23 protein-coding genes and 1 tRNA gene are annotated in these 18,889 nt (G+C 61.2%); 8 read left to right on the top strand and 16 right to left on the bottom strand.

Annotation, left to right across the window (positions count from 1 at the left end; all coding sequences use genetic code 11):
• Positions 1–118: 118 nt before the first annotated feature.
• The 4 genes from rpsP to I5L03_RS07085 all read right to left on the bottom strand — a co-directional run bounded on the left by rpsP (position 119) and on the right by I5L03_RS07085 (position 3,010).
• Complete coding sequence (rpsP, locus tag I5L03_RS07100; protein WP_197921038.1) at positions 119–712, bottom strand: 30S ribosomal protein S16; 594 nt, start codon at positions 710–712, stop codon at positions 119–121.
• A 43-nt stretch (positions 713–755) separates the two neighbouring features.
• Complete coding sequence (gene ffh / locus I5L03_RS07095) at positions 756–2,216, bottom strand: signal recognition particle protein (protein WP_197921498.1); 1,461 nt, start codon at positions 2,214–2,216, stop codon at positions 756–758.
• A gap of 308 nt (positions 2,217–2,524) precedes the next feature.
• Positions 2,525–2,600 (bottom strand) — tRNA-Ala (locus I5L03_RS07090).
• Between the two features lie 77 nt (positions 2,601–2,677).
• Positions 2,678–3,010 carry a TIGR02300 family protein gene (locus I5L03_RS07085; protein ID WP_197921037.1) on the bottom strand — a complete coding sequence of 111 codons (333 nt, stop codon included), beginning with the start codon at positions 3,008–3,010 and terminating at the stop codon, positions 2,678–2,680.
• 290 nt (positions 3,011–3,300) lie between these two features.
• Here I5L03_RS07085 and aroA point away from each other — a divergent pair, with 290 nt between their 5' ends.
• The 4 genes from aroA to I5L03_RS07065 are packed head-to-tail and all read left to right on the top strand — an operon-like array spanning position 3,301 to position 6,004.
• Entirely contained in the window at positions 3,301–4,641 is a 1,341-nt protein-coding gene (gene aroA / locus I5L03_RS07080; RefSeq protein WP_197921036.1) for a 3-phosphoshikimate 1-carboxyvinyltransferase, read from the top strand.
• 24 nt (positions 4,642–4,665) lie between these two features.
• Entirely contained in the window at positions 4,666–5,112 is a 447-nt protein-coding gene (locus tag I5L03_RS07075) for a DUF411 domain-containing protein (RefSeq protein ID WP_197921035.1), read from the top strand.
• Positions 5,112–5,387 (top strand): CBU_0592 family membrane protein, encoded by a 276-nt coding sequence (locus I5L03_RS07070; RefSeq protein WP_197921034.1) that lies wholly within the window; start codon positions 5,112–5,114, stop codon positions 5,385–5,387. Before I5L03_RS07075 ends, I5L03_RS07070 begins: the two co-directional genes overlap by 1 nt.
• Complete coding sequence (locus tag I5L03_RS07065) at positions 5,384–6,004, top strand: (d)CMP kinase (RefSeq protein WP_197921033.1); 621 nt, start codon at positions 5,384–5,386, stop codon at positions 6,002–6,004. Before I5L03_RS07070 ends, I5L03_RS07065 begins: the two co-directional genes overlap by 4 nt.
• 112 nt (positions 6,005–6,116) lie before the next feature.
• On the opposite strand, the gene I5L03_RS07060 is transcribed toward I5L03_RS07065, so the two are convergent.
• Entirely contained in the window at positions 6,117–6,626 is a 510-nt protein-coding gene (locus tag I5L03_RS07060; protein WP_197921032.1) for an Mpo1 family 2-hydroxy fatty acid dioxygenase, read from the bottom strand.
• A gap of 401 nt (positions 6,627–7,027) precedes the next feature.
• Between I5L03_RS07060 and rpsA the strand changes: the two genes are divergently transcribed.
• The 3 genes from rpsA to gloB all read left to right on the top strand — a co-directional run bounded on the left by rpsA (position 7,028) and on the right by gloB (position 10,001).
• Positions 7,028–8,746 carry a 30S ribosomal protein S1 gene (gene rpsA, locus I5L03_RS07055; protein WP_197921031.1) on the top strand — a complete coding sequence of 573 codons (1,719 nt, stop codon included), beginning with the start codon at positions 7,028–7,030 and terminating at the stop codon, positions 8,744–8,746.
• Positions 8,747–8,839: 93 nt separating this feature from the next.
• On the top strand, positions 8,840–9,238 hold the full coding sequence (locus tag I5L03_RS07050; RefSeq protein WP_197921030.1) for a GFA family protein: 399 nt from the start codon (positions 8,840–8,842) through the stop codon (positions 9,236–9,238).
• Position 9,239: 1 nt separating this feature from the next.
• Positions 9,240–10,001: a hydroxyacylglutathione hydrolase gene (gloB, locus tag I5L03_RS07045; protein WP_197921029.1), complete on the top strand. Its 762-nt coding sequence runs from the start codon at positions 9,240–9,242 to the stop codon at positions 9,999–10,001.
• A 14-nt stretch (positions 10,002–10,015) separates the two neighbouring features.
• Here gloB and I5L03_RS07040 read toward each other — a convergent pair whose 3' ends face one another.
• The 11 genes from I5L03_RS07040 to I5L03_RS06990 all read right to left on the bottom strand — a co-directional run bounded on the left by I5L03_RS07040 (position 10,016) and on the right by I5L03_RS06990 (position 18,120).
• A complete protein-coding gene (locus I5L03_RS07040) occupies positions 10,016–10,219 on the bottom strand; it encodes a dodecin family protein (RefSeq protein ID WP_197921028.1) in 204 nt (67 codons plus the stop codon).
• 67 nt (positions 10,220–10,286) lie between these two features.
• A complete protein-coding gene (locus I5L03_RS07035) occupies positions 10,287–10,847 on the bottom strand; it encodes a PepSY domain-containing protein (protein WP_197921027.1) in 561 nt (186 codons plus the stop codon).
• Between the two features lie 113 nt (positions 10,848–10,960).
• Complete coding sequence (locus I5L03_RS07030) at positions 10,961–11,545, bottom strand: F0F1 ATP synthase subunit B family protein (protein WP_325100120.1); 585 nt, start codon at positions 11,543–11,545, stop codon at positions 10,961–10,963.
• On the bottom strand, positions 11,538–12,032 hold the full coding sequence (locus I5L03_RS07025) for a F0F1 ATP synthase subunit B family protein (RefSeq protein ID WP_197921026.1): 495 nt from the start codon (positions 12,030–12,032) through the stop codon (positions 11,538–11,540). Before I5L03_RS07025 ends, I5L03_RS07030 begins: the two co-directional genes overlap by 8 nt.
• Before the next feature lie 78 nt (positions 12,033–12,110).
• Entirely contained in the window at positions 12,111–12,335 is a 225-nt protein-coding gene (locus tag I5L03_RS07020) for a F0F1 ATP synthase subunit C (protein WP_048885460.1), read from the bottom strand.
• Between the two features lie 52 nt (positions 12,336–12,387).
• The gene (locus I5L03_RS07015) at positions 12,388–13,173 is read right to left on the bottom strand and encodes a F0F1 ATP synthase subunit A (protein WP_325100119.1); all 786 of its coding nucleotides are present in this window, start codon (positions 13,171–13,173) and stop codon (positions 12,388–12,390) included.
• Between the two features lie 23 nt (positions 13,174–13,196).
• Positions 13,197–13,529 carry an AtpZ/AtpI family protein gene (locus I5L03_RS07010; protein WP_197921025.1) on the bottom strand — a complete coding sequence of 111 codons (333 nt, stop codon included), beginning with the start codon at positions 13,527–13,529 and terminating at the stop codon, positions 13,197–13,199.
• A 151-nt stretch (positions 13,530–13,680) separates the two neighbouring features.
• A complete protein-coding gene (locus tag I5L03_RS07005) occupies positions 13,681–14,178 on the bottom strand; it encodes a hypothetical protein (RefSeq protein ID WP_197921024.1) in 498 nt (165 codons plus the stop codon).
• Between the two features lie 81 nt (positions 14,179–14,259).
• Entirely contained in the window at positions 14,260–14,640 is a 381-nt protein-coding gene (locus I5L03_RS07000) for a YdbL family protein (RefSeq protein WP_407647615.1), read from the bottom strand.
• A 28-nt stretch (positions 14,641–14,668) separates the two neighbouring features.
• Positions 14,669–14,860 carry a YnbE family lipoprotein gene (locus I5L03_RS06995; RefSeq protein ID WP_234035131.1) on the bottom strand — a complete coding sequence of 64 codons (192 nt, stop codon included), beginning with the start codon at positions 14,858–14,860 and terminating at the stop codon, positions 14,669–14,671.
• A 47-nt stretch (positions 14,861–14,907) separates the two neighbouring features.
• Complete coding sequence (locus I5L03_RS06990) at positions 14,908–18,120, bottom strand: intermembrane phospholipid transport protein YdbH family protein (RefSeq protein WP_234035129.1); 3,213 nt, start codon at positions 18,118–18,120, stop codon at positions 14,908–14,910.
• 70 nt (positions 18,121–18,190) lie between these two features.
• Between I5L03_RS06990 and radC the strand changes: the two genes are divergently transcribed.
• Positions 18,191–18,889 carry a RadC family protein gene (gene radC / locus I5L03_RS06985; RefSeq protein WP_325100118.1) on the top strand — a complete coding sequence of 233 codons (699 nt, stop codon included), beginning with the start codon at positions 18,191–18,193 and terminating at the stop codon, positions 18,887–18,889.

Here is an 18,889-nt window from a genome sequence, read left to right as displayed (position 1 = left end):
CCCAAAAAACCGATTGCCCTCAGCCTGTCGAAGGGCTGCCCTTTCTTTGCCGACTAGCAATTTTTAGAAAGGAACAGCAGTCCTTCGACAAGCTCAGGACATTCGGAAATTTCAAAGATTAGCCTTCCGACTTCTCTTCGGTGGCCGAATCGTCGGCCTTTTCGTTCGGCTCACCAGCTTCTGCGGTCTGCTCGGCAATGGCCGTTTCGTCTGCAGCGGTATCGCCTTCGTTCTCGACAGCGTCAGCCACGGCTTCAGCGGTCTCTTCGGTCTTTACAGAGCCGGTTGCGTCGTTCTCGGCTGCATCATCAGCAGCAGGAGCTTCGGCAGCAGCCTTGGCTTCTTCTTCAGCTGCCTTCTTGGCTTCTTCAGCTTCAGCAGCCTTGGTGGCCTTTTCTTCAGCGCGTTCCTTGGCGGCTTCGCCCGGCTCACCCTTCTTCGGGTTGTTGCGTGCAGGACGTTCCATGATGCCGGCAGCATCGAGGAAGCGGAGGACACGGTCGGACGGCTTGGCGCCAACGCCCAGCCAGTATTTGATGCGCTCTTCGTTCAGATTGACGCGGTTCTCGTCATCCTTGGCGAGCATCGGGTTGTAAGTGCCAAGCTGCTCGAGATACTTGCCGTCACGCGCACGGCGGCTGTCAGCAGCCACGATGCGGTAGTACGGACGCTTCTTTGCGCCGCCACGGGAGAGGCGAATTGCGATTGCCATGATAGATTACCTTTCGAAATTAAACTTTTGGAATTAATGTAAATTACTTCTTGTTCAACAAATTCTGGAGATCGGGTGGAAGGCCGCCTGCGCCGCCTCCGGGCAACCCGGGCATACCACCCGGAGCGCCGCCGCCCATTCCGGGCATGCCGCCGCCACCGAACATCGCGGCAAGGCCTTTCAGCCCGCCCATTTTCTTGATCTGCTTCATCGCGCGGCCCATTTCCTGGTGCATCTTGAGGATCTTGTTGACCTCCTGCACCGAGGTGCCGCTGCCCGCCGCAACGCGCTTCTTGCGCTTGGCATTGAGCAGCTGTGGATGGGCGCGTTCTTTCTTCGTCATGGAGCCGATGATGGCGTCCATGTGCAGCAGCACCTTGTCATCCATCTCGGCATTGGCCATCGCGGCCTTGGCCTTTTTCATGCCGGGCATCATGCCAGCGAGCATGCCGAGGCCGCCCATATTCTGCATCTGCTGAAGCTGTTTGCGCAGGTCGTTCATGTCGAACTTGCCTGCCATCATCTTCTTAGCGAGCTCTTCGGCGTCTTCCGCCTTGATCGTTTCGGCAGCCTTTTCGACCAGCGAGACGACATCGCCCATGCCGAGGATACGATCGGCAACGCGCGCCGGGTGGAAGCGCTCGATCGCGTCGAGCTTTTCGCCGGTACCGGCAAACTTGATCGGCTTGCCGGTGACAGCGCGCATGGAAAGCGCCGCACCGCCGCGTGCATCGCCATCCATACGGGTGAGGACGACGCCTGTCAGCGGAACTTCATCGGTGAAGCTTTGCGCGACATTGACCGCGTCCTGACCCGTCAGCGCGTCGACAACCAGAAGCACTTCGGCAGGATCGGCAGCGCCCGCGACAGCCTTCATTTCGGCCATCAGCGCTTCATCGACATGCAGGCGGCCTGCGGTATCGAGCAGCAGCACGTCGATATTCTGCAGCTTGGCAGCGTTGAGCGCGCGCTTGGCGATATCGACCGGCTGCTGGCCCGGAACGATGGGCAGGGTCGCAACATCGGCCTGCTCACCCAGAACAGCGAGCTGTTCCTGCGCTGCCGGACGGTTGACGTCGAGCGAGGCCATCATGGCCTTCTTGCCCTCTTTCTCCTTCAGCAGCTTGGCGATCTTGGCAGTACTGGTGGTTTTACCCGAACCCTGCAGACCGACCATCATGATGATCGCAGGCGGCGTGACCGCGAGATTGAGCGGCGTTGCCTCACCGTCCGATTCCTCGCCGCCGAGCATGTCGATCAGCTCGTCATTGACGATCTTGATGACCTGCTGGCCGGGCGTGACCGACTTTACGACTTCCTGGCCGATGGCGCGTTCGGTGACGCGCTCGATGAACTGGCGCGCGACGGGCAGAGCAACGTCTGCCTCCAGCAATGCGACGCGCACTTCGCGCATGGCATCGCGCACGTCCTGTTCGCTCAATGCCCCGCGCCCGCGCAGGCGGTCGAAAACATTGGTCAAACGATCAGACAGCGTATCAAACATGCGCGTCATAACTCCTCAATTTGTCATCCCACCCGGCCCATATGGGTAGGGGGAAGCCAAATGCCAAAAGCGCCGGCGGACGAAAACTCGTCGGCCAGCGTGAGCACCTCGATGCGAGGGCCCGCCAAATCAAACGCCTCATCACAAGGCTATCGCAATTAAAAATCCATTTCGTTGGATTTCGGTTCTGAGTGGAAGCGAAAATGGCGGGGCGCGAGAACCGGAGCGGAACGGCCATTCAGGCCGTGAGCACCGGAAGCGCAGCGAACCGTCATTTGCAGCCCACTCAGGGCCGAAAGACAATGAAATGGTGGAGCCTAGCGGGATCGAACCGCTGACCTCAACACTGCCAGTGTTGCGCTCTCCCAGCTGAGCTAAGGCCCCAAACCAATTCTGTATGCGCCCCCAAAAGACGCGGAGTGGCCCTTTATGAAAGGACTGCCCCAGACGCAAGAACAAACTTAATTCTCGTCGTCTTCCTTACCGGTATCACCGGTGTCGACGCCTAGATCATCGTCGCCGCCGAGGTCGACATCGTTGTCGGGCGAATCGTCGTCCTCATCGATATCTTCCAGATCGTCATCGGCGAGATCGGAATCGGCTTCCTTGTCGTCGTCCTTCTTCTTCTTGTCCTGCTCATCGAACGGGATCGGCTGCTTGGACTTGAGCACGGGCTCGGGCGTCCATTCATTGCCGCATTCGATGCAGGTCACCGGGTCTTCATTGCCCAGGTCGTAAAAGCGTTCACCGCATTTGGGGCAGGTGCGCTTGGTGCCCCATTCTGGCTTGACCATTGTCTATGTCCTTAATCCATCCGGAGCGATCTCCGGGAAAAATCGTATGCGATTGCCGGGAATGCGGAATCGCGAGCGGGCGCGCCTTGCCATAGGCCCATGCCACTGTCAAAGCCGCGATCACATCGCTAGCCGAAGCATGACGGCCTGCAAATGTCGCCATCACGCCCTTCCGGTGCTCACGGCCAACAAGGCCGCTCCGCTCCGGGTCGCGCGATAGCACCATTTTCGGCTCGCCCTGATCCGGCTATCGACATGATCGATCCGAGCGCGAGCAGATAGGAAGCCCGTTGAGCCATTCCAATACCCCTTCCCCGAAACGCTTCAAAAGCAGCGGCGCGCTGACCGGGCGGATAGCCGTTCCGGGCGACAAATCGATCAGCCATCGCTCGCTGATGTTGGGCGCGCTGGCGGTCGGGGAAACGCGGGTGAGCGGCTTGCTGGAAGGCGAGGATGTCCTCTCCACCGCTGCTGCCATGCGAGCGATGGGCGCGACGATCCATCGCGGCGATGACGGCGTTTGGAGCATTCACGGTGTCGGCGTCGGCTCGCTGCTGCAGCCGGAGCAGGCACTCGACATGGGCAATAGCGGCACCAGCACGCGGCTGCTGATGGGCCTTGTAGCGAGCCATCCGATCCGCGCGGTGTTCACCGGGGATCCGAGCCTTTCCAAGCGCCCGATGGGCCGCGTGATCACACCACTCAGCCAGATGGGCGCGAGCTTCGAGGCATCGCCCGGAGGCACGCTGCCGCTGATGCTGCGTGGTATCTCGCCCGCCGTGCCGATTACCTATCGCCTGCCCGTCGCGAGCGCGCAGGTCAAAAGCGCGGTCCTGCTCGCAGGCCTCAATACCGCCGGTATTACCCGTGTTATCGAGCCTGTCCCCACCCGCGATCATTCCGAACGCATGCTGCGCGGGTTCGGTGCAAAGCTGGACGTTGGCGAAGAGAGTGGAGAACGCATAATCGAGATCCACGGCGAGGCAGACCTTCAACCGCAGACCATCACCGTACCGGGCGATCCCTCATCCGCCGCTTTCTTCACCATCGCCGCGCTGCTGGCGCCCGGTAGCGACCTCGTCATCGAAAATGTCGGTCTCAACCCCACCCGCGCCGCGCTGTTCGATGTGCTGCGCGATATGGGTGGGAGCATCGAGGAACTGGACCGTCGCGAGGTCGGCGGCGAACCGGTGGCGGACCTGCGCGTCAAGCACTCGGCGCTCACCGGGATCGAGGTCGATCCGGCAGTCGTCCCCGCAATGGTCGACGAATTCCCGATCCTCTTCGTCGCCGCATCGCTCGCACAAGGCACCACCACCACGCGCGGGCTCGAAGAATTGCGCGTCAAGGAAAGCGACCGCCTCGCTGCGATGGCTGCCGCGCTCACGCTGGCAGGGGCAAAGGTGGAGGAATATGGCGATGGCCTGGTGATCGAAGGCACCGGAGGCGATCCCCTGCCCGGCACGGCAGACGGCGTGGCCATCACCACCCACCTCGACCACCGCATCGCCATGAGCATGGCCGTGGCAGGCCTCGCCAGCGACAATGGTGTGAAGGTGGACGACACGGCACCGATTGCGACAAGCTTTCCCACCTTTGAAACGCTGCTGTCAGTCGCTACCTCTGGCTGAACGCAACTCTATCGGAGCAGTCCAATGATCCGTCGTTTTATCGCCCCCGCCCTCCTTGCGCTCGCTGGCTGTTCCAGCGCTGTGCAGGCCGCGACTTATGAGATGTTCCGCGATCCCAATTGCGGATGCTGCGAGCATTGGGCCGATCACGTGCGCACCGAGAACGAAGTGACTGTCAGCGAAGTCGAAACAGCGCAGATGCAGGAGGTGAAGACATCCTCCGGCGTCCCGCAGGACCTGTGGAGCTGCCACACCATGCTGGTCGATGGCTATGTGATCGAAGGTCACGTCCCCGCCGAACAGATCGCCCGCCTGCTGGAAGAACGCCCCGCCGGTGTGCGCGGCCTCGCAGTGCCGGGAATGCCGATAGGCTCCCCCGGCATGGAAATGGGCGACCGCGTCGACGCTTATGATGTGATCGCCTTCACCGACACGGGCGAGCGCTATGTCTTCGCGAGCTACGGCGCGTAGTGACCACTCCGCTCGACATCTTTTCGATAATCGGTTTCTTCGGCACCGCCTGCATCATCGGGGCGTATTTCTACCTGACTGCGGTGGAGAAGCCGAACCCGTGGGTGCTGCACGGGACGAATTTGACCGGCGCGGCGCTGCTCACCGTCAGCCTAATCGTGCACACCAACTGGCCGAGCCTGGTGCTCGAAGGATTTTGGGCGGCAATTGCGCTTTGGGGGCTGTGGAAGGCTTTTTCGGCGCATCGTAAGAAGGCGCAGGAGGCACAGCCATGATCATCGCCGTCGACGGGCCCACGGCCAGCGGCAAAGGCACGATCGCCAAGGCCCTCGCCGCGCATTTCGGCCTGCCGCATCTCGACACCGGGCTTCTCTATCGCGCGGTTGGACGTCAGGTGGCGCTTAATGGCGGCGATCCGGACTCGCCCGAGGATGCGCTGAAGGCGACAGACTTTCCCGATGCAATGCTCGATGATCCGGAATTGCGCAATGAAGCGACCGGCGCGCTTGCAAGCCGGGTTTCGATCCATCCGGACGTACGCAAGGCCTTGTTTGAACGCCAGCGCGCTTTCGCAACCCAGCCCGGCGGCGCTGTGCTCGACGGGCGCGATATCGGTACGGTGATCGCGCCGGAGGCCGAGGTGAAGCTCTATGTCACCGCAACCACCGAAGTGCGCGCGCGCCGCCGCTATGATGAAATGGTGGCGAGTGGCCGCGAAGCGTCTCTGCCTGCGATGATCACCGATCTTGAAGCGCGCGATGCGCGGGACAGCGGACGCAAGGACGCGCCGCTCACTGTGGCCGAAGGCGCGCTGGTGATCGATACGACTGCGCTGGGCAGGGATGAGGCGATTGCGACTGCTGTTGAGGCTGTTGAGGCGGCCAATTCATAATTCCGGTCATGCTGAGCTTGTCGAAGCATTGCTCTTCGTTTTCGAATGCGCTTCCAGAAGTGAAAAGCAATCCTTCGACAAGCTCAGGATTTCCGGATGAGGAGAGCAGCCCTTACTCCGCCGGCTGCGGTGCCATCAGTTCTTCAACGTCCCGCTTCAAACCCTTGGCAAGGCCCAGCGCCCAAAGCGCTTCCACGGTCATGAAGAGCGGCCCGTGCAGCAATCCGCGCAAATCGTCGACGAAGGCGGGTTTGCGCCCCTCCCAGTGATGGCCGAGGAACTGAAACGCCCAGCCCACCGCGAACAGGCCAATCCCCCCGCCGATCCAAGCGAGGGTTGAGATCGCCGCAATCTGCGCGCCGACAGCGTAAAAGATCGCCAGAAGGACCGTCATCAGCAGGCCGTATCTCGTATCGAGCTGGAGGTACCAGACCGCCGCGAACAGATTGAGTAGCAGCGCCGGCGTTGCGTCCACGCCCAGCCCCGGAATGGCAAAACCCGGCCGCGCCAGCAGCACGTCCAGCGCCAGCACGATCATCGGCACGCCCACGGCATGGGTCAGCACATTGCGATGGTCGCGGTGATATTCGCCGTAATTGGCGAGCGTTTCGGCCAGGGTCATGGGTCTCTCCTTGCAACGGACTTTCCTACAGAATTGCCGCTGGTGCAAGGGTTCGCACGATGACGCAAACGCCTCCTATCCGGCTCCCTGAAAGCAGCCGAATTGTGCGCGGTTTGGACTTTCTCTCCAGAACACTGTCACACCTGTCACACCCCTGTTGGAAAAGCCCGCCTCTGCCCTCGTGCAAACCGCCCCATTTCGCTTGCCTTTCCCCCCGGTTTCGCCTAGGCGCGCGTCCGTTCTCGCAATCGATCTGGTTGAAGGAACCCGGGCGGCGGCATTCGGCCTCGCACGGACGTCGGCCTCTTGCCCCGTACGGTTTGCGAATGGTTGCGAACAGACGGACCAAGACCCGGGTAAAACCCGTGGCCGGTAGCAAATGTGAACAGGAACTCTAACCTATGGCAACTTCTGCCAATCCGAGCCGCGACGATTTCGCGGCAATGCTCGACGAACAACTCGGCGGCGCCGAGGGCGGCTTCGAAGGCCGCGTCGTCAAGGGCACCGTCACTGCCATCGAAAATGGCATGGCGCTTATCGATGTCGGCCTCAAGAGCGAAGGCCGCGTCAACCTCAAGGAATTCGAACGTGGCGATGACGCCCACGGCCTCGAAGTCGGCAGCGAAGTCGAAGTCTTCGTCGACCGCGTCGAGAACGCCGATGGCGAAGCCATGCTCAGCCGCGATCGCGCCCGCCGCGAAGCCGCGTGGGACAAGCTGGAAAGCGAGTTCGGCGAAGGCAAGCGCGTTGAAGGCCGCATCTTCGGCCGCGTGAAGGGTGGCTTCACCGTCGATCTCGACGGCGCCGTGGCCTTCCTGCCCGGCAGCCAGGTCGACATCCGCCCCGTGCGCGATGTCACCCCGCTGATGGACATGCCGCAGCCCTTCCAGATCCTGAAGATGGACCGTCGCCGCGGCAACATCGTTGTCTCGCGTCGTGCCGTTCTCGAAGAAACCCGCGCAGAACAGCGCAGCGAGCTGATCGACAAGCTGGCTGAAGGCCAGATCACCGATGGCGTCGTGAAGAACATCACCGATTACGGTGCGTTCGTCGACCTCGGCGGTATCGACGGCCTGCTGCATGTCACCGACATGAGCTACAAGCGCGTCAACCACCCCAGCGAAGTGATCGAAATTGGCCAGACCGTGACCGTCCAGATCATCCGCATCAATGCCGATACGCAGCGCATCTCGCTGGGCATGAAGCAGCTGGAAAGCGATCCGTGGGAAGGCGTTGGCGCCAAGTACCCGGTTGGTGCAAAGGTCTCTGGCCAGGTCACCAACATCACCGAATACGGTGCCTTCGTGGAGCTGGAGCCGGGCATCGAAGGCCTGGTCCACGTTTCCGAAATGAGCTGGACCAAGAAGAACGTCCACCCGGGCAAGATCGTCTCGACCAGCCAAGAAGTCGAAGTCATGGTGCTGGAAGTGGACGCCGAAAAGCGCCGCATCAGCCTCGGCCTCAAGCAGGCCCAGCGCAACCCGTGGGAAGAGTTCGCCGAAGCCAATCCGGTCGGCTCGACCGTCACCGGCGAAGTCAAGAACGCGACCGAATTCGGTCTGTTTATCGGCCTTCCGGGCGACGTCGACGGCATGGTCCACATGTCCGACATCGCGTGGGGCATCTCGGGTGAAGACGCCCTCGCCCTCCACCGTAAGGGTGAAGAAGTGCAGGCCGTCGTTCTCGATGTCGACATCGACAAGGAACGCATCAGCCTCGGCATGAAGCAGCTGGAAAAGGGTGCGCCTGCAGAAGGCGGCGCCGGAGACAGCCTGCGCCGTGGCCAGGTCGTCACCGTCACTGTTCTCGAAGTTCGCGATGGCGGCCTCGAAGTTCAGGTTGGCGACGATGGCGCGACCGGCTTCATCAAGCGCTCGGATCTCGGCCGTGACCGTGACGAGCAGCGTCCGGACCGTTTCCAGACCGGCCAGAAGGTCGATGCCATGGTCACCGGTTTCGATCGCTCGAAGAAGCCCAACTTCTCGATCAAGGCACACCAGATCGCCGAAGAGAAGGAAGCAGTTGCACAGTTCGGCTCCGCCGACAGCGGCGCTTCGCTAGGCGACATTCTCGGCGCAGCCCTGAAGGGCGACGAGAAAAAGGCCGACGACAGCAAGTAAGCTTCGTCCTCCCGCTTAGGGAACAGAAAGGCCCGCCTGCGCAAACCGCAGGCGGGCCTTTCCTACATCTGGGGGATGTGTAAGCTGGCTCGCATGAAAGCACACTGCCAATGCGGAGCGCTCTCCGCCGAAATCACCGGCACTGGCGATGGTGTGATGTGCCATTGCAAGGCGTGCCAGCGCCGGACGGGGTCTCCGTTCGGAATGATGGTCTACTACATGGCGGATCAAGTGACGGTTTCCGGCGAGGCGACCGAATATACGCGGGTTGCCGATAGCGGAGATGAACTGACACACGGTTTCTGCCCGATCTGCGGAACACCGTTCTGGCTAACGACGGCAAAGCATCCCGGAGGGATCGGCATCGCCGTCGGGGCGCATGAGGGACACGAGAGCGCGCCGCCTGTGCGATCAGTGTTTGAGGAGTGTCGCCATCCATGGGTCGATGTGACCGAGGCGGAAACCAATTACCCGCGCGGACGGTTTTGCTGACATGACCCTCGAAATCCATCAATTCCCCTGCCTGTCCGACAATTACGGCTTCCTGCTCCACGATCCGGTGAGCGGCGAAACCGCGTGCATCGATACGCCCGATGCGGACGAGTATCTGAAGCAGGCGGAAGCCAAGGGCTGGCGGATCACGCAGATCTGGAACACGCATTGGCATCCGGACCATGCCGGTGGGAATGAGGCGATCAAGGCAGCAACTGGCTGCACGATCACTGCGCCCGAAGGCGATGCGGCAAAGATTGCGGGGATCGACCGGACGGTGACGCATGGCGACACTGTCAGACTGGGCGACCACGAGGCTGCAGTGATCGATGTTGGCGGACACACGCTTGGCCATATCGCCTATCACCTGGCAAGCAGCGATATCGCTTTCGTCGGCGACAGTGTGTTCGCACTAGGTTGCGGGCGGATGTTTGAAGGTACGCCGGAACAGTTCTGGGCGAGCCTCGAGCGGATCAGGGCACTGCCGCCAGAGACGACGCTCTACTGCGCGCATGAATACACGCAGCCGAATGCGCAATTCGCGCTCCACGCCGATCCCGGCAACGATGCGCTGATGGCTTACGCCGAACGGGTGGATCAGAAGCGCGAAGCCGGCGAACCCACCGTGCCGACAGTGCTCGAACGCGAACTCGAAGCGAACCCCTTCCTGCGGGCGGACGATCCGGAAATGATGGCGCGCTGGGGCGGCGAGCAGCCGCACGAGACCTTCGCCGCCTTGAGAGCAGCAAAGGACGCGTTTTAGCGGCTAAGAACGTCTCAGTCGTTCAGAACGAAAGTGATTTTCAGCGTGCAGCGCCATTCGGTGACCGCATTGTTATTCACAGTGCACTTAATGTCGCTCACCCAGACGCCGGAAATGCCGTTCAGCGTTTTGGATGCGCGGGCCACCCCTTGCTTCACGGCATCCTCGATGCCGACAGTCGAGGAACTGATGATTTCGGTGACTTTTGCAACGGACATTGGTCTCTCCCATTTCTGCGATTGGTAGAGATCAAGCCAACGGGCGCAGCGAAAGTTCCCCTTAAGGTCAGCCCAGCAGGACGAAGCCGACGAAGGCCACCGCGCCAACGGTGCTGCTGATGACAGTGAGACGGCGCAGCGCCTTCACTTGCATGCCCATCACCACGCCGCTCGCGACGAGGAGGAACAGCACCAGGGCTAGCGCGGTCGCGTAGACTTTGAACCAGACGGAGCCCTTTGCCTTGTGGAGCTGTACCAACCAGCGATGCACGCTTGCCTCGTTAAGCGCGACTTCAGCGCTCATCGGATCGGCGCCTGCGCTTACCGAGAGATCGCTACGCGCGCCGGTCCAACTGAAAGTCTGTTCAGCACCCTCGCCCGAAACGCTCGAAGAACCGCTCGGTTCAGGCAGATCTGCCGCAGCCAACGCCTCCAGTGCGGTGGCGCGCAGGCCTGCTTCATCAAGCTCGGCATAAGGCTGCTCCAGCGCGACCGTCTGCGAGCTTTCATACCAGGCGCCCTTATTGCCCCACGTATAGAGCGCACCTGTCACAAGGAACATCAACACCGCCGGGAACATAAAGGCGGCTGCGACGAGGTGGAGTTTGGTGAGGAAAGCGCGGTTCATCAGATATCCTTATTGCAATTCGCTCGCATTAGCAGGTTTGCTGCCAATTCCAACGAAAAAGCGCGCCAAATCCGATGATCCGGCGCGCTTTTCGAATGTCCGTAATCGTCAGATCAAAGCTGCTCAATCACCTGATCAGCCAGCGCCCGATCGGCAGCGGCATCGTGATTGGCGGCGATCAACTTAGCGGCCGCAGCCGTCGATGCGTTGGCAGCGCGAGCCTTCAGCTCATCGACAGCCTGACGCTCTGCCGCAGCGATCTTGTCCTGCGCCATGCGTTCACGGCGCGCGACCATTGCGGCGGTGTCTTCCTTCGCCTTCGTCACGATGCTGTCCGCCTCTTTCTGGGCGTTCTCAAGCATCGCTTCGGCGTCCTTCTCGGCACCGGCGATCTTGTCGGCATATTCCTGCCGAAGCGCTTCTGCTTCGGCGCGGAGCTGCTTGGCTTCATCCAGATTGTCGCGGATCGCCTTGATCTTGTTGTCGAGGCCGCCCGCAATCGTCTTGTGCACCTTTGCCACAATGAAGGCGAACAGCAGCAGAACGGCCATGGCGACCGAAACCCACTGGTAAGGCTCAAGGCCCAGCAGCGAAGGTTCCGCCATCTTCACGGCCTGACCGGGATCGACTTCTGTCACCGCAGCCGGAGCATCGGTTGCCAGAACCTCTGGCATGTCGGAGGTCTGCGGATTAGCCACGGTTCATCACATCCTTCACGGCCGACTTGGCAGCCGTTTTGGTCGCTTTCACACCGGCGAGGCGCTGGGCGATATCCTGTGCCGCTTCAGTGGCGACGGCTTCAATTTCGGCAGCGGCTTCGGCACGGCTCGCTTCGATGCGAGCTTCGGCTTCTTCCATCTGGGTGTCGATCGAGGCCTGCACCTTGGCGAGCTTCGTCTCGGTGGACTTCTGCGCCTTGGCTTTGGCTTTACCCACCACTTCCTGCGCAGCTTCGCGATTGGCGTTTTCACGCTGGCGCCAGGCTTCCTCAGCCTCATCCGCCGCATCGCGAGCTGCCTGCGCAGCCGCAAGATCATCTGCGATCTGCTTGTCACGCATGCCGACAGTGTCCATCACCTTGGGGACCATGCCCCGTCCGATGACGAAAAACACGAAGCCGAAAGTGATCAGCAGCCAGAACAGCTGGCTGGACCAGATTTCGAACATTTGATCTATCTGAGGCATGGACGGATTCCGCCTATTGGCAACAAGTCAGGTCGTGAAAACCGGCCGGACGCGAACCGCCCGGCCAGTGTCAGTCGATTAGACGAAGAGGATGATCATCGCCACGACGAAGGCCAGCAGGCCGAGAAGTTCGGCTGCGGCGAAGCCGATGAACAGGCGACCCTGCTGGCCATCTGCGGCACCCGGGTTGCGCAGTGCGCTTTCGAGGAACGAGCCAAACACGTTACCAACGCCGAGGGCAGCCATGCCCGCACCGATTGCAGCGAGGCCGGCACCAACCATCTTGGCAGCTTCGAGATCCATGAGATATTCCTTTCAGAGGTAAACTTGTAAGCGAATTGAAGGGTTTGAAAACTTAGTGCAGGTGCTCTGCGTCATTGATGTAAAGCGACGAAAGCAGTGCAAAAACATAGGCCTGAATACCGGCAACGAGGATTTCCAGAGCGGAAATGCCGATCATCAGGATGAAGCTGGGCACGCCCACCAGCACGCCATAGCCTGCGCCAGCGCTCCAGCCATCGATCACGAAGCCGGACAGCACTTTCAACAGGATATGGCCGGCCATCATGGCGACGAAAAGTCGCAGGGCGAGGCTGAACGGGCGGAAGAGGAAGGAGACGAACTCGATCGGCGCGATCACGAACACCATCGGCAGCGGGGTGCCCGACGGCACGAACAGGCTGAAGAAATGCAGGCCGTGCTTCCAGAAACCGACGATCAGCACGATCGCGAAGCTCATGATCGCGAAAATGCCGGTCACGGTGAAGTGGCTGGTGAAGGTAAATGGGTGAACGCCGACGATGCCGAACGGCATAAGACCCAGCAGGTTTGCGAATAGGATGAACATGAACAGGCTGAAGATGTAGGGCACATATTTCCGCCCTTCCTTGCCGACATTGGCATCCAGCATATCGTCGATGAAGCCGGTAAAGCTCTCTACCGTCATCTGCCAGCGACCGGGCACCAGCTCACGCTTCATTCCGCCGAGCATGAATACGAACAGCAGCACAGCCGTAATCGTCATCCACAGCGCGGAATTGGTGAAGGCAATATTATAGCCCGCAATGTTCCAGTCCTGGCCGAGCAGAGGCTCTACCAGGAACTGTTTCATCGGGTCGACTTTGGCTTCTGTAGCTGCCACGTCCGTTAAGTCCCTTGCGCTTCTTAGCTGCCGCCGCCCGAGGTCGGGCCGCTGCCTGAATTCCGAATTATATTCCTGAAAGCGACCACAATTCCGAGGAACAGGCCAACCAACAGAGCCCATGGATTGATGTCGAAGAACCAGCCTATGGTCCAGCCGACAATCAATCCCCCGAAAACGCCACCGACCAGATCCGCCAACGCCCTGTTGCCTGCTTTTTCGCTGGCAGAGGTGCCTTTGACCTTAGGCTGGTTGCGCTGATCTTCTCGCTCGCGTGCGGCTTTCAGTCGCTCTTCGAGCGCGTCGATCCGCGCATCCTCACCGATGGGTTCCCGTGCGGGTTTCTCATCACTCATGCCTGCTCCTGCATGTCAGGGTTGTGGCACGGGCAAAGAGGTGCCCGCCAAGGGCGTCGCCCCCTTAGAAGGGGGGTATTTGCGAGTCAACACATCCAAAGGTGGAATTGCGCTTCGCGGGGAATAATTTTGGCAGTGTTGCAGGCGGCCGTCACTCGGCCGGAGCGGCAGGTCCTGCAGCAGGCGTTTGGGCAGCGTTTGAAGTTTCCTCGTTCGGCTCCCAATTGTCCTGTTCGCACAGGCTGACCGCATCGGCTTGACCATTGGCGCGCGCTTGCAGGCAAGCACCGGCCGCGCGCGAATAGATGCGCCCGTCAACAGGCTCGGTCGGCATATCGCAGCCGTTCGCCTCGAGCAGCGTCAGCATGTTGCCGAGCCGCGCCTCGTAATGGACGAGCGAAAACTGGGCGAGCGCCGTGGGATCGATATTAGGATTTTCGAGAGCGCCCTGCGCGCGCATCTGATTGAGCATCACGGCCTCACCCAGCTCACCCGAAGCGCGCTTTTGCAGGTCGACCAGATTTTCCTGAAGACCATCACACACGGCGATTTGCTCTTCGGTCAGTTCGGTTTCAGTATTCTGGTTGCAGGCCGCAAGGCCGAGTGCAGTGATGCCCAGTGCGGGGATGGTGAAAAGCGACTTGCGCATAAAAATACCTTAGCGTGAAATGAGATTTCCCCGCCCGGCTACGCGTCTCGGCCTATCTCTTCAACCCCGCAAGGCACGCCCTCACGGACAGCGCGGATCGCGTTGCGGAGCGCCCTGCCCGCGTCGCTGCCACGTGCCGTCCGGGGCCTGATACATCTCACCAGGCGATGTGCGTGCAATAGCGAGGCAGCCGGCGGTGAAGGCATATTGCTCCAGCGTCGCATTCTCGGCCTGTGCGCGCTCTGCGTAAACGGCGCGGCGGCGGATGTTGATATCGTCCACCATCGCCTGAAGTTCCGGCGTCGCGGCCCCGACGATGCCGAGATATCCGTCCATTTTCTCACCCACGCGGCCATCTGCGCGCGCCGCGGCATAGGCGGGATCGCGCTGCGCCAGTGCAGGCGCGGCAAGCACGCCCAAGCCGACAATTGCGGCGGTGGCGGCCAGAAGACTCTTGCGCATGGTCATATGTCCAACTCCAAAGCGCCGATCAGAAGATATCGGCATTTTCCTCAATCGCATCCTCGGCATCATCTGCGAGGCGGTAAATGACCTCCTGCGTGATGTTGATGTTGAGCTCGATCACAATCGGCTCGTCAGGCGCTTCCAGATTGATGCACCCCGCGAGCGGGACCAGCCCCACCATCGCCACCGCTGCCATGATACGCTTTGCCCCGTTCATCGGGGCACTATGCGCGCCTTGGACGCAGCTCGTCAATTTCACGTGATTCATGGCATGGCCTCGCTTTCGGGGGGCTGAATATCGGGTTCGGGTTCGTTCAGGAGCTCGTCTATGGTGATCCGCCCATCGGGCTCTTCCGGTGAGGGGTCGCCATCGCCGTCGATCAGGCCCAAATCGCGCGGATCGCGAACGGCCGCCGGGTCGTAAAGCGAGCGGACCGATGTCATCAATTGATAGAACGGCGCGCGGATATTGATGCGTAGCTCGATCGGCAGATCGGCGATAGCGCGGCTGACGAAGTTGCGCTCGGCAGTGGGGCCTTGGCGGATCCCTTCGAAGCGCACCTGCGTCACCAATTCTCCGGTGAGCGGGCCGTTCATGTCGATTGCCATGCTGTCATATTGCAGATCGCGCAGCGTCTGGAAGGCGTAATTGGCGAAGAAACCCATGTTCTCATAAGTGAGCTCGCCAATGTAGGAGAGGTTGCCGCCGGGCGGGCGCGCGACGAGCTCTCCGCTCACCAGCTGGCCATTGCCGTCCGGGTCGAAGACGATAGGGATCGTGCCGTCGAATGTGCCGGTGGCGGCAAGATTGCTGAGCTCCATCCGCTCGATAAAGCGCGCGGCCTGCAGGCCGTCTATGTCCATTATGTAAGTGCGGAATTCTTCCACGCCGATATTCATCTCGGTCGGCCGCATGGAAAGCGTCCCGCCCATGAAGGGCCACTCGCCGCCGGTGATCAGCAGGCGCTCGTCATCTATAAGCTGGAACCCTATTTCACCCTCGTAGATCTCGATACCCGGATTGATGGAAGCGAGCTGGATACGTTGGTCGGCCGCGGTGGTCATGCCCAGCAGGTCGGTGAAGACCACTCGCCCGCTTGCGCCTTCCACCGGACCGAATGGAGCCGCGAAATCGAGATCGCGTGAGGAGAATTCGCCCGTGCTGGTGACGCCATCCTTGTCCCAATTGATCCGGGCAGAGGGAAAGATCGTGCCACGCACATTGGCGACCACGCCCAATGCCAGTCGCGAGAGATCGGTCGGCTGGAAGTTCTCGGAAAAGGTCAGCCCGGCGAGCGAAAGGTGAGCGTTGCCCGAGGAATCAGTGAGGTTATGCTCAAGAAGCACGCGCGACACCATGACCATGCTTTCGGGATGGCGCAGATTGCCCGTGGCGGTGATGCGATTGTCGAACAGCGTCAGCTCGGCGCCATCGGCAAGCAGCGGCTCGAACCGTTCCGCCTCCGTACGATCCTCGACCATGAAGCGGGCATTGGTGAGCAGCAGCCCATTATCGGTGTAAGACCAAGAACCGTTCGCGCCGAAAATATCGAGCGGGACCGGGCCAAGGAAAACATCCGCCCCGGCAAACTCCCCGCCGATGCTGTCGCCTGAGAGGTCGGCGCGCATATCACTGATCGTGAAGCGCTGGCCATTGTCCGGCGGCCCGAGCAGGATATCGAGATCGCTCGCCGCAAGCGCGCCGGGATACGCCATGCCGACGGCTCCGCTGCGCAGGCGAATAGGGGTTCCGGTCAGCTTCCCGCGCAGATCGAGCGAAGAGACGCCAGCAGCGATACGCAATCCTTCATCGCCGTATCTCAGGATAGACCTGCCGCGCGGTGGGCAAAGCGTGAGCGACTGGTTGCTCAGCGTAATGTTTGAAATGGCGAGCCGATCGAAGGCAATGTCGCGGCAGCCATTCCAGAGCGCAATCGCGCCTGACTGATCGATCGTGCCATCCAAGGGCAGGCGGAGCCCTTGCGCAGTCCCGCCAGGCAGCGCCCCACTGGCCACCACTTCGCCCTGAATGTCGATGCGCCCAGCGCGATCCTGCAGCACGGCAAGGCGCGGTATCGCAACGCGCGAATCGCCTGCCGCATATTCGCGCATCGCCAGCCGCAGCTCGAGCGCGCCGCCCTGCCCCTGCTCCATTCGCCCCGATATCAATGGCAGACCCGGTCCACCGGTCTGAAAATTGCCGGAGAACGACGGAGTCGCGCTCTCCCCCATTCCCAGCTGCACGCGAGATAACGCAAGCAAGGTCGCCCCGCTGCCACCGCGCAGTCTCGCTTCCGGCACAATCACGCTGGTGCGCTCACCCAGTTTGCGGACTTCAAAATTGGCCGCCAGTTCGCTACCGAGAAGCTCTCGCAGCAGCGCTGAGCGGATTTGCGCTATCAACGGCGCCGCCAGCGTGCCTTCGCTCGCTGCGCGCGCATCGACGAGTGCGCCATCAAGATCGCGGCCGAGGACAAGCCCTTCGCCCGAAACATCGCCTTCGACATCCACCCGCGCGAACTGATCGACCGCTCGCAAACGGCCTTCGACGGTCAGCTGCCGCACCCCACCAGCGCCGCTGGCGACATCGGCCATCGACATATCGTAGAGCGCATCGAGCCGGCCATCGCGCCACGAAAAGCGCCCTTCCCCGCCAATCGCTCCGGCCGTCACACCGGTATAAGTGACTCCGGCCAACCGCGCATCGAAATCACCTTCGAAGTCGACGAAATTGCGATGCGCAAAGACATCGAGCTGCACCGCCCCATCCTGCAATGCGAGGTCGTTCTGCGAGCATTCGAGAGCATCGAACCTCAGCGGTCCTGCGAATTGCGGTTGCTCTGACTTTATCGATAAAGCGCCATAAAGGGTCGGTGCATCGACAGCGCAGCCGCCCAGTGCGATCTCCTCGCCCACAGCCGCCACTTCCGCATTGAAGCCGCCGCGCAAATGGCCGCCACCATCAAGGCTGAGCCCGATCCTGCCGAAATCGCTGTCAAATAGCGCGCGACCGTCTTCGATAAAAAGTTCCAGATCTGGAAAGGCCGCGCCGCCTTCCTCTTCTTCGGAAAAGACGTATGGATCGAGAGCGCCGAAAGTCAGCTCGCCCTCCCGGTAAGAGCCAAACGCGCGCGGCCTCACCAGTGTCGCACGGGTAACTTCAGGAAATCCCCAACGCGGCGTAATGTCGAGCACCAGCCGCTCAATCGTCAGATCGGGACTGTCAGGATCACCGATAACGATATTGGTGAGGACTTGCTGTTGCGGCGAAATACGCTCGATTTCATAGGTGGCAGGCGTGTCGTTTTCGGCCAGCGCGTCGGCGATGAAATTGTCGGCAATCGTCTCACGCTGCAACCATGCGATGGCGATCATCACCACGATGGAAATGGCAAAAATGCGGATGGCAATGCTCAGCGCGTGGCGCTTTCGGCCAGTGGTCCGAGACCCGTCCTCCACTGCGGTTTGCTGCGCCATCGCGCGACAAGTCTTGCGCGAGCGCGCGGGTAAAGGCAATGCACTGCGCAAAGGGGGAGATGCGAATTCCGTGGCGCAAGGTTCCGAAAATCAGGCAAAAACCGGAGCGGCTGGCCATCGTGCGCGGCTGCGCGAACGGCTACTGACAGGTGGATCGGAGGCGCTGGCGGATTACGAAGTGCTCGAATACCTCTTGTTCGGCGCGCTGGCGCGGGGCGACACCAAACCACTCGCCAAGGCGCTGCTTGACCGCTTCGGCTCGCTCGCTGCGGTCCTCAACGGCGATCCCGGCGCTCTGAAGCAGGTGAAAGGCATTTCCGATGCGAGCGTCGGCCAGATCAAGATCGCCGCGCTGGTCGCCCGGCGCATGGCACGCAGCGAAGTGGCGGACAAGCCGGTGCTCGGCAGCTGGCAGGCGCTGCTCGATTACCTTGCCATCGATATGGGGCATCTGACCGTCGAGCGCGTCCGGGTGCTCTATCTCAATGCGAAAAATCGCCTGCTGCTCGATCACCACGTGGGCGATGGTACAGTGGACGAAGCCGCAATCCACCCGCGCGAAGTGATCCGTCGCGGGCTCGATTGCGGCGCCTCAGCGCTGATTCTCGTCCACAACCACCCCAGCGGCAATCCCGAACCGAGCCGCGCCGACATCCAGATCACACGCGCAATTGCGGAAGCGGGACGGCATGTCGGCATCACCGTGCACGATCATGTCATCGTCGGGCGCGAAGGCCATACAAGCCTGCGCGCGAAGGGGGTCATCTAG

The sequence above is a fragment of the Aurantiacibacter sediminis genome (assembly GCF_016019885.1).
Classification (GTDB): domain Bacteria; phylum Pseudomonadota; class Alphaproteobacteria; order Sphingomonadales; family Sphingomonadaceae; genus Alteraurantiacibacter; species Alteraurantiacibacter sediminis.
The sequence above is the reverse complement of the archived record's forward strand: the minus strand, read 5'-3'. Positions and strand labels throughout refer to the sequence as shown.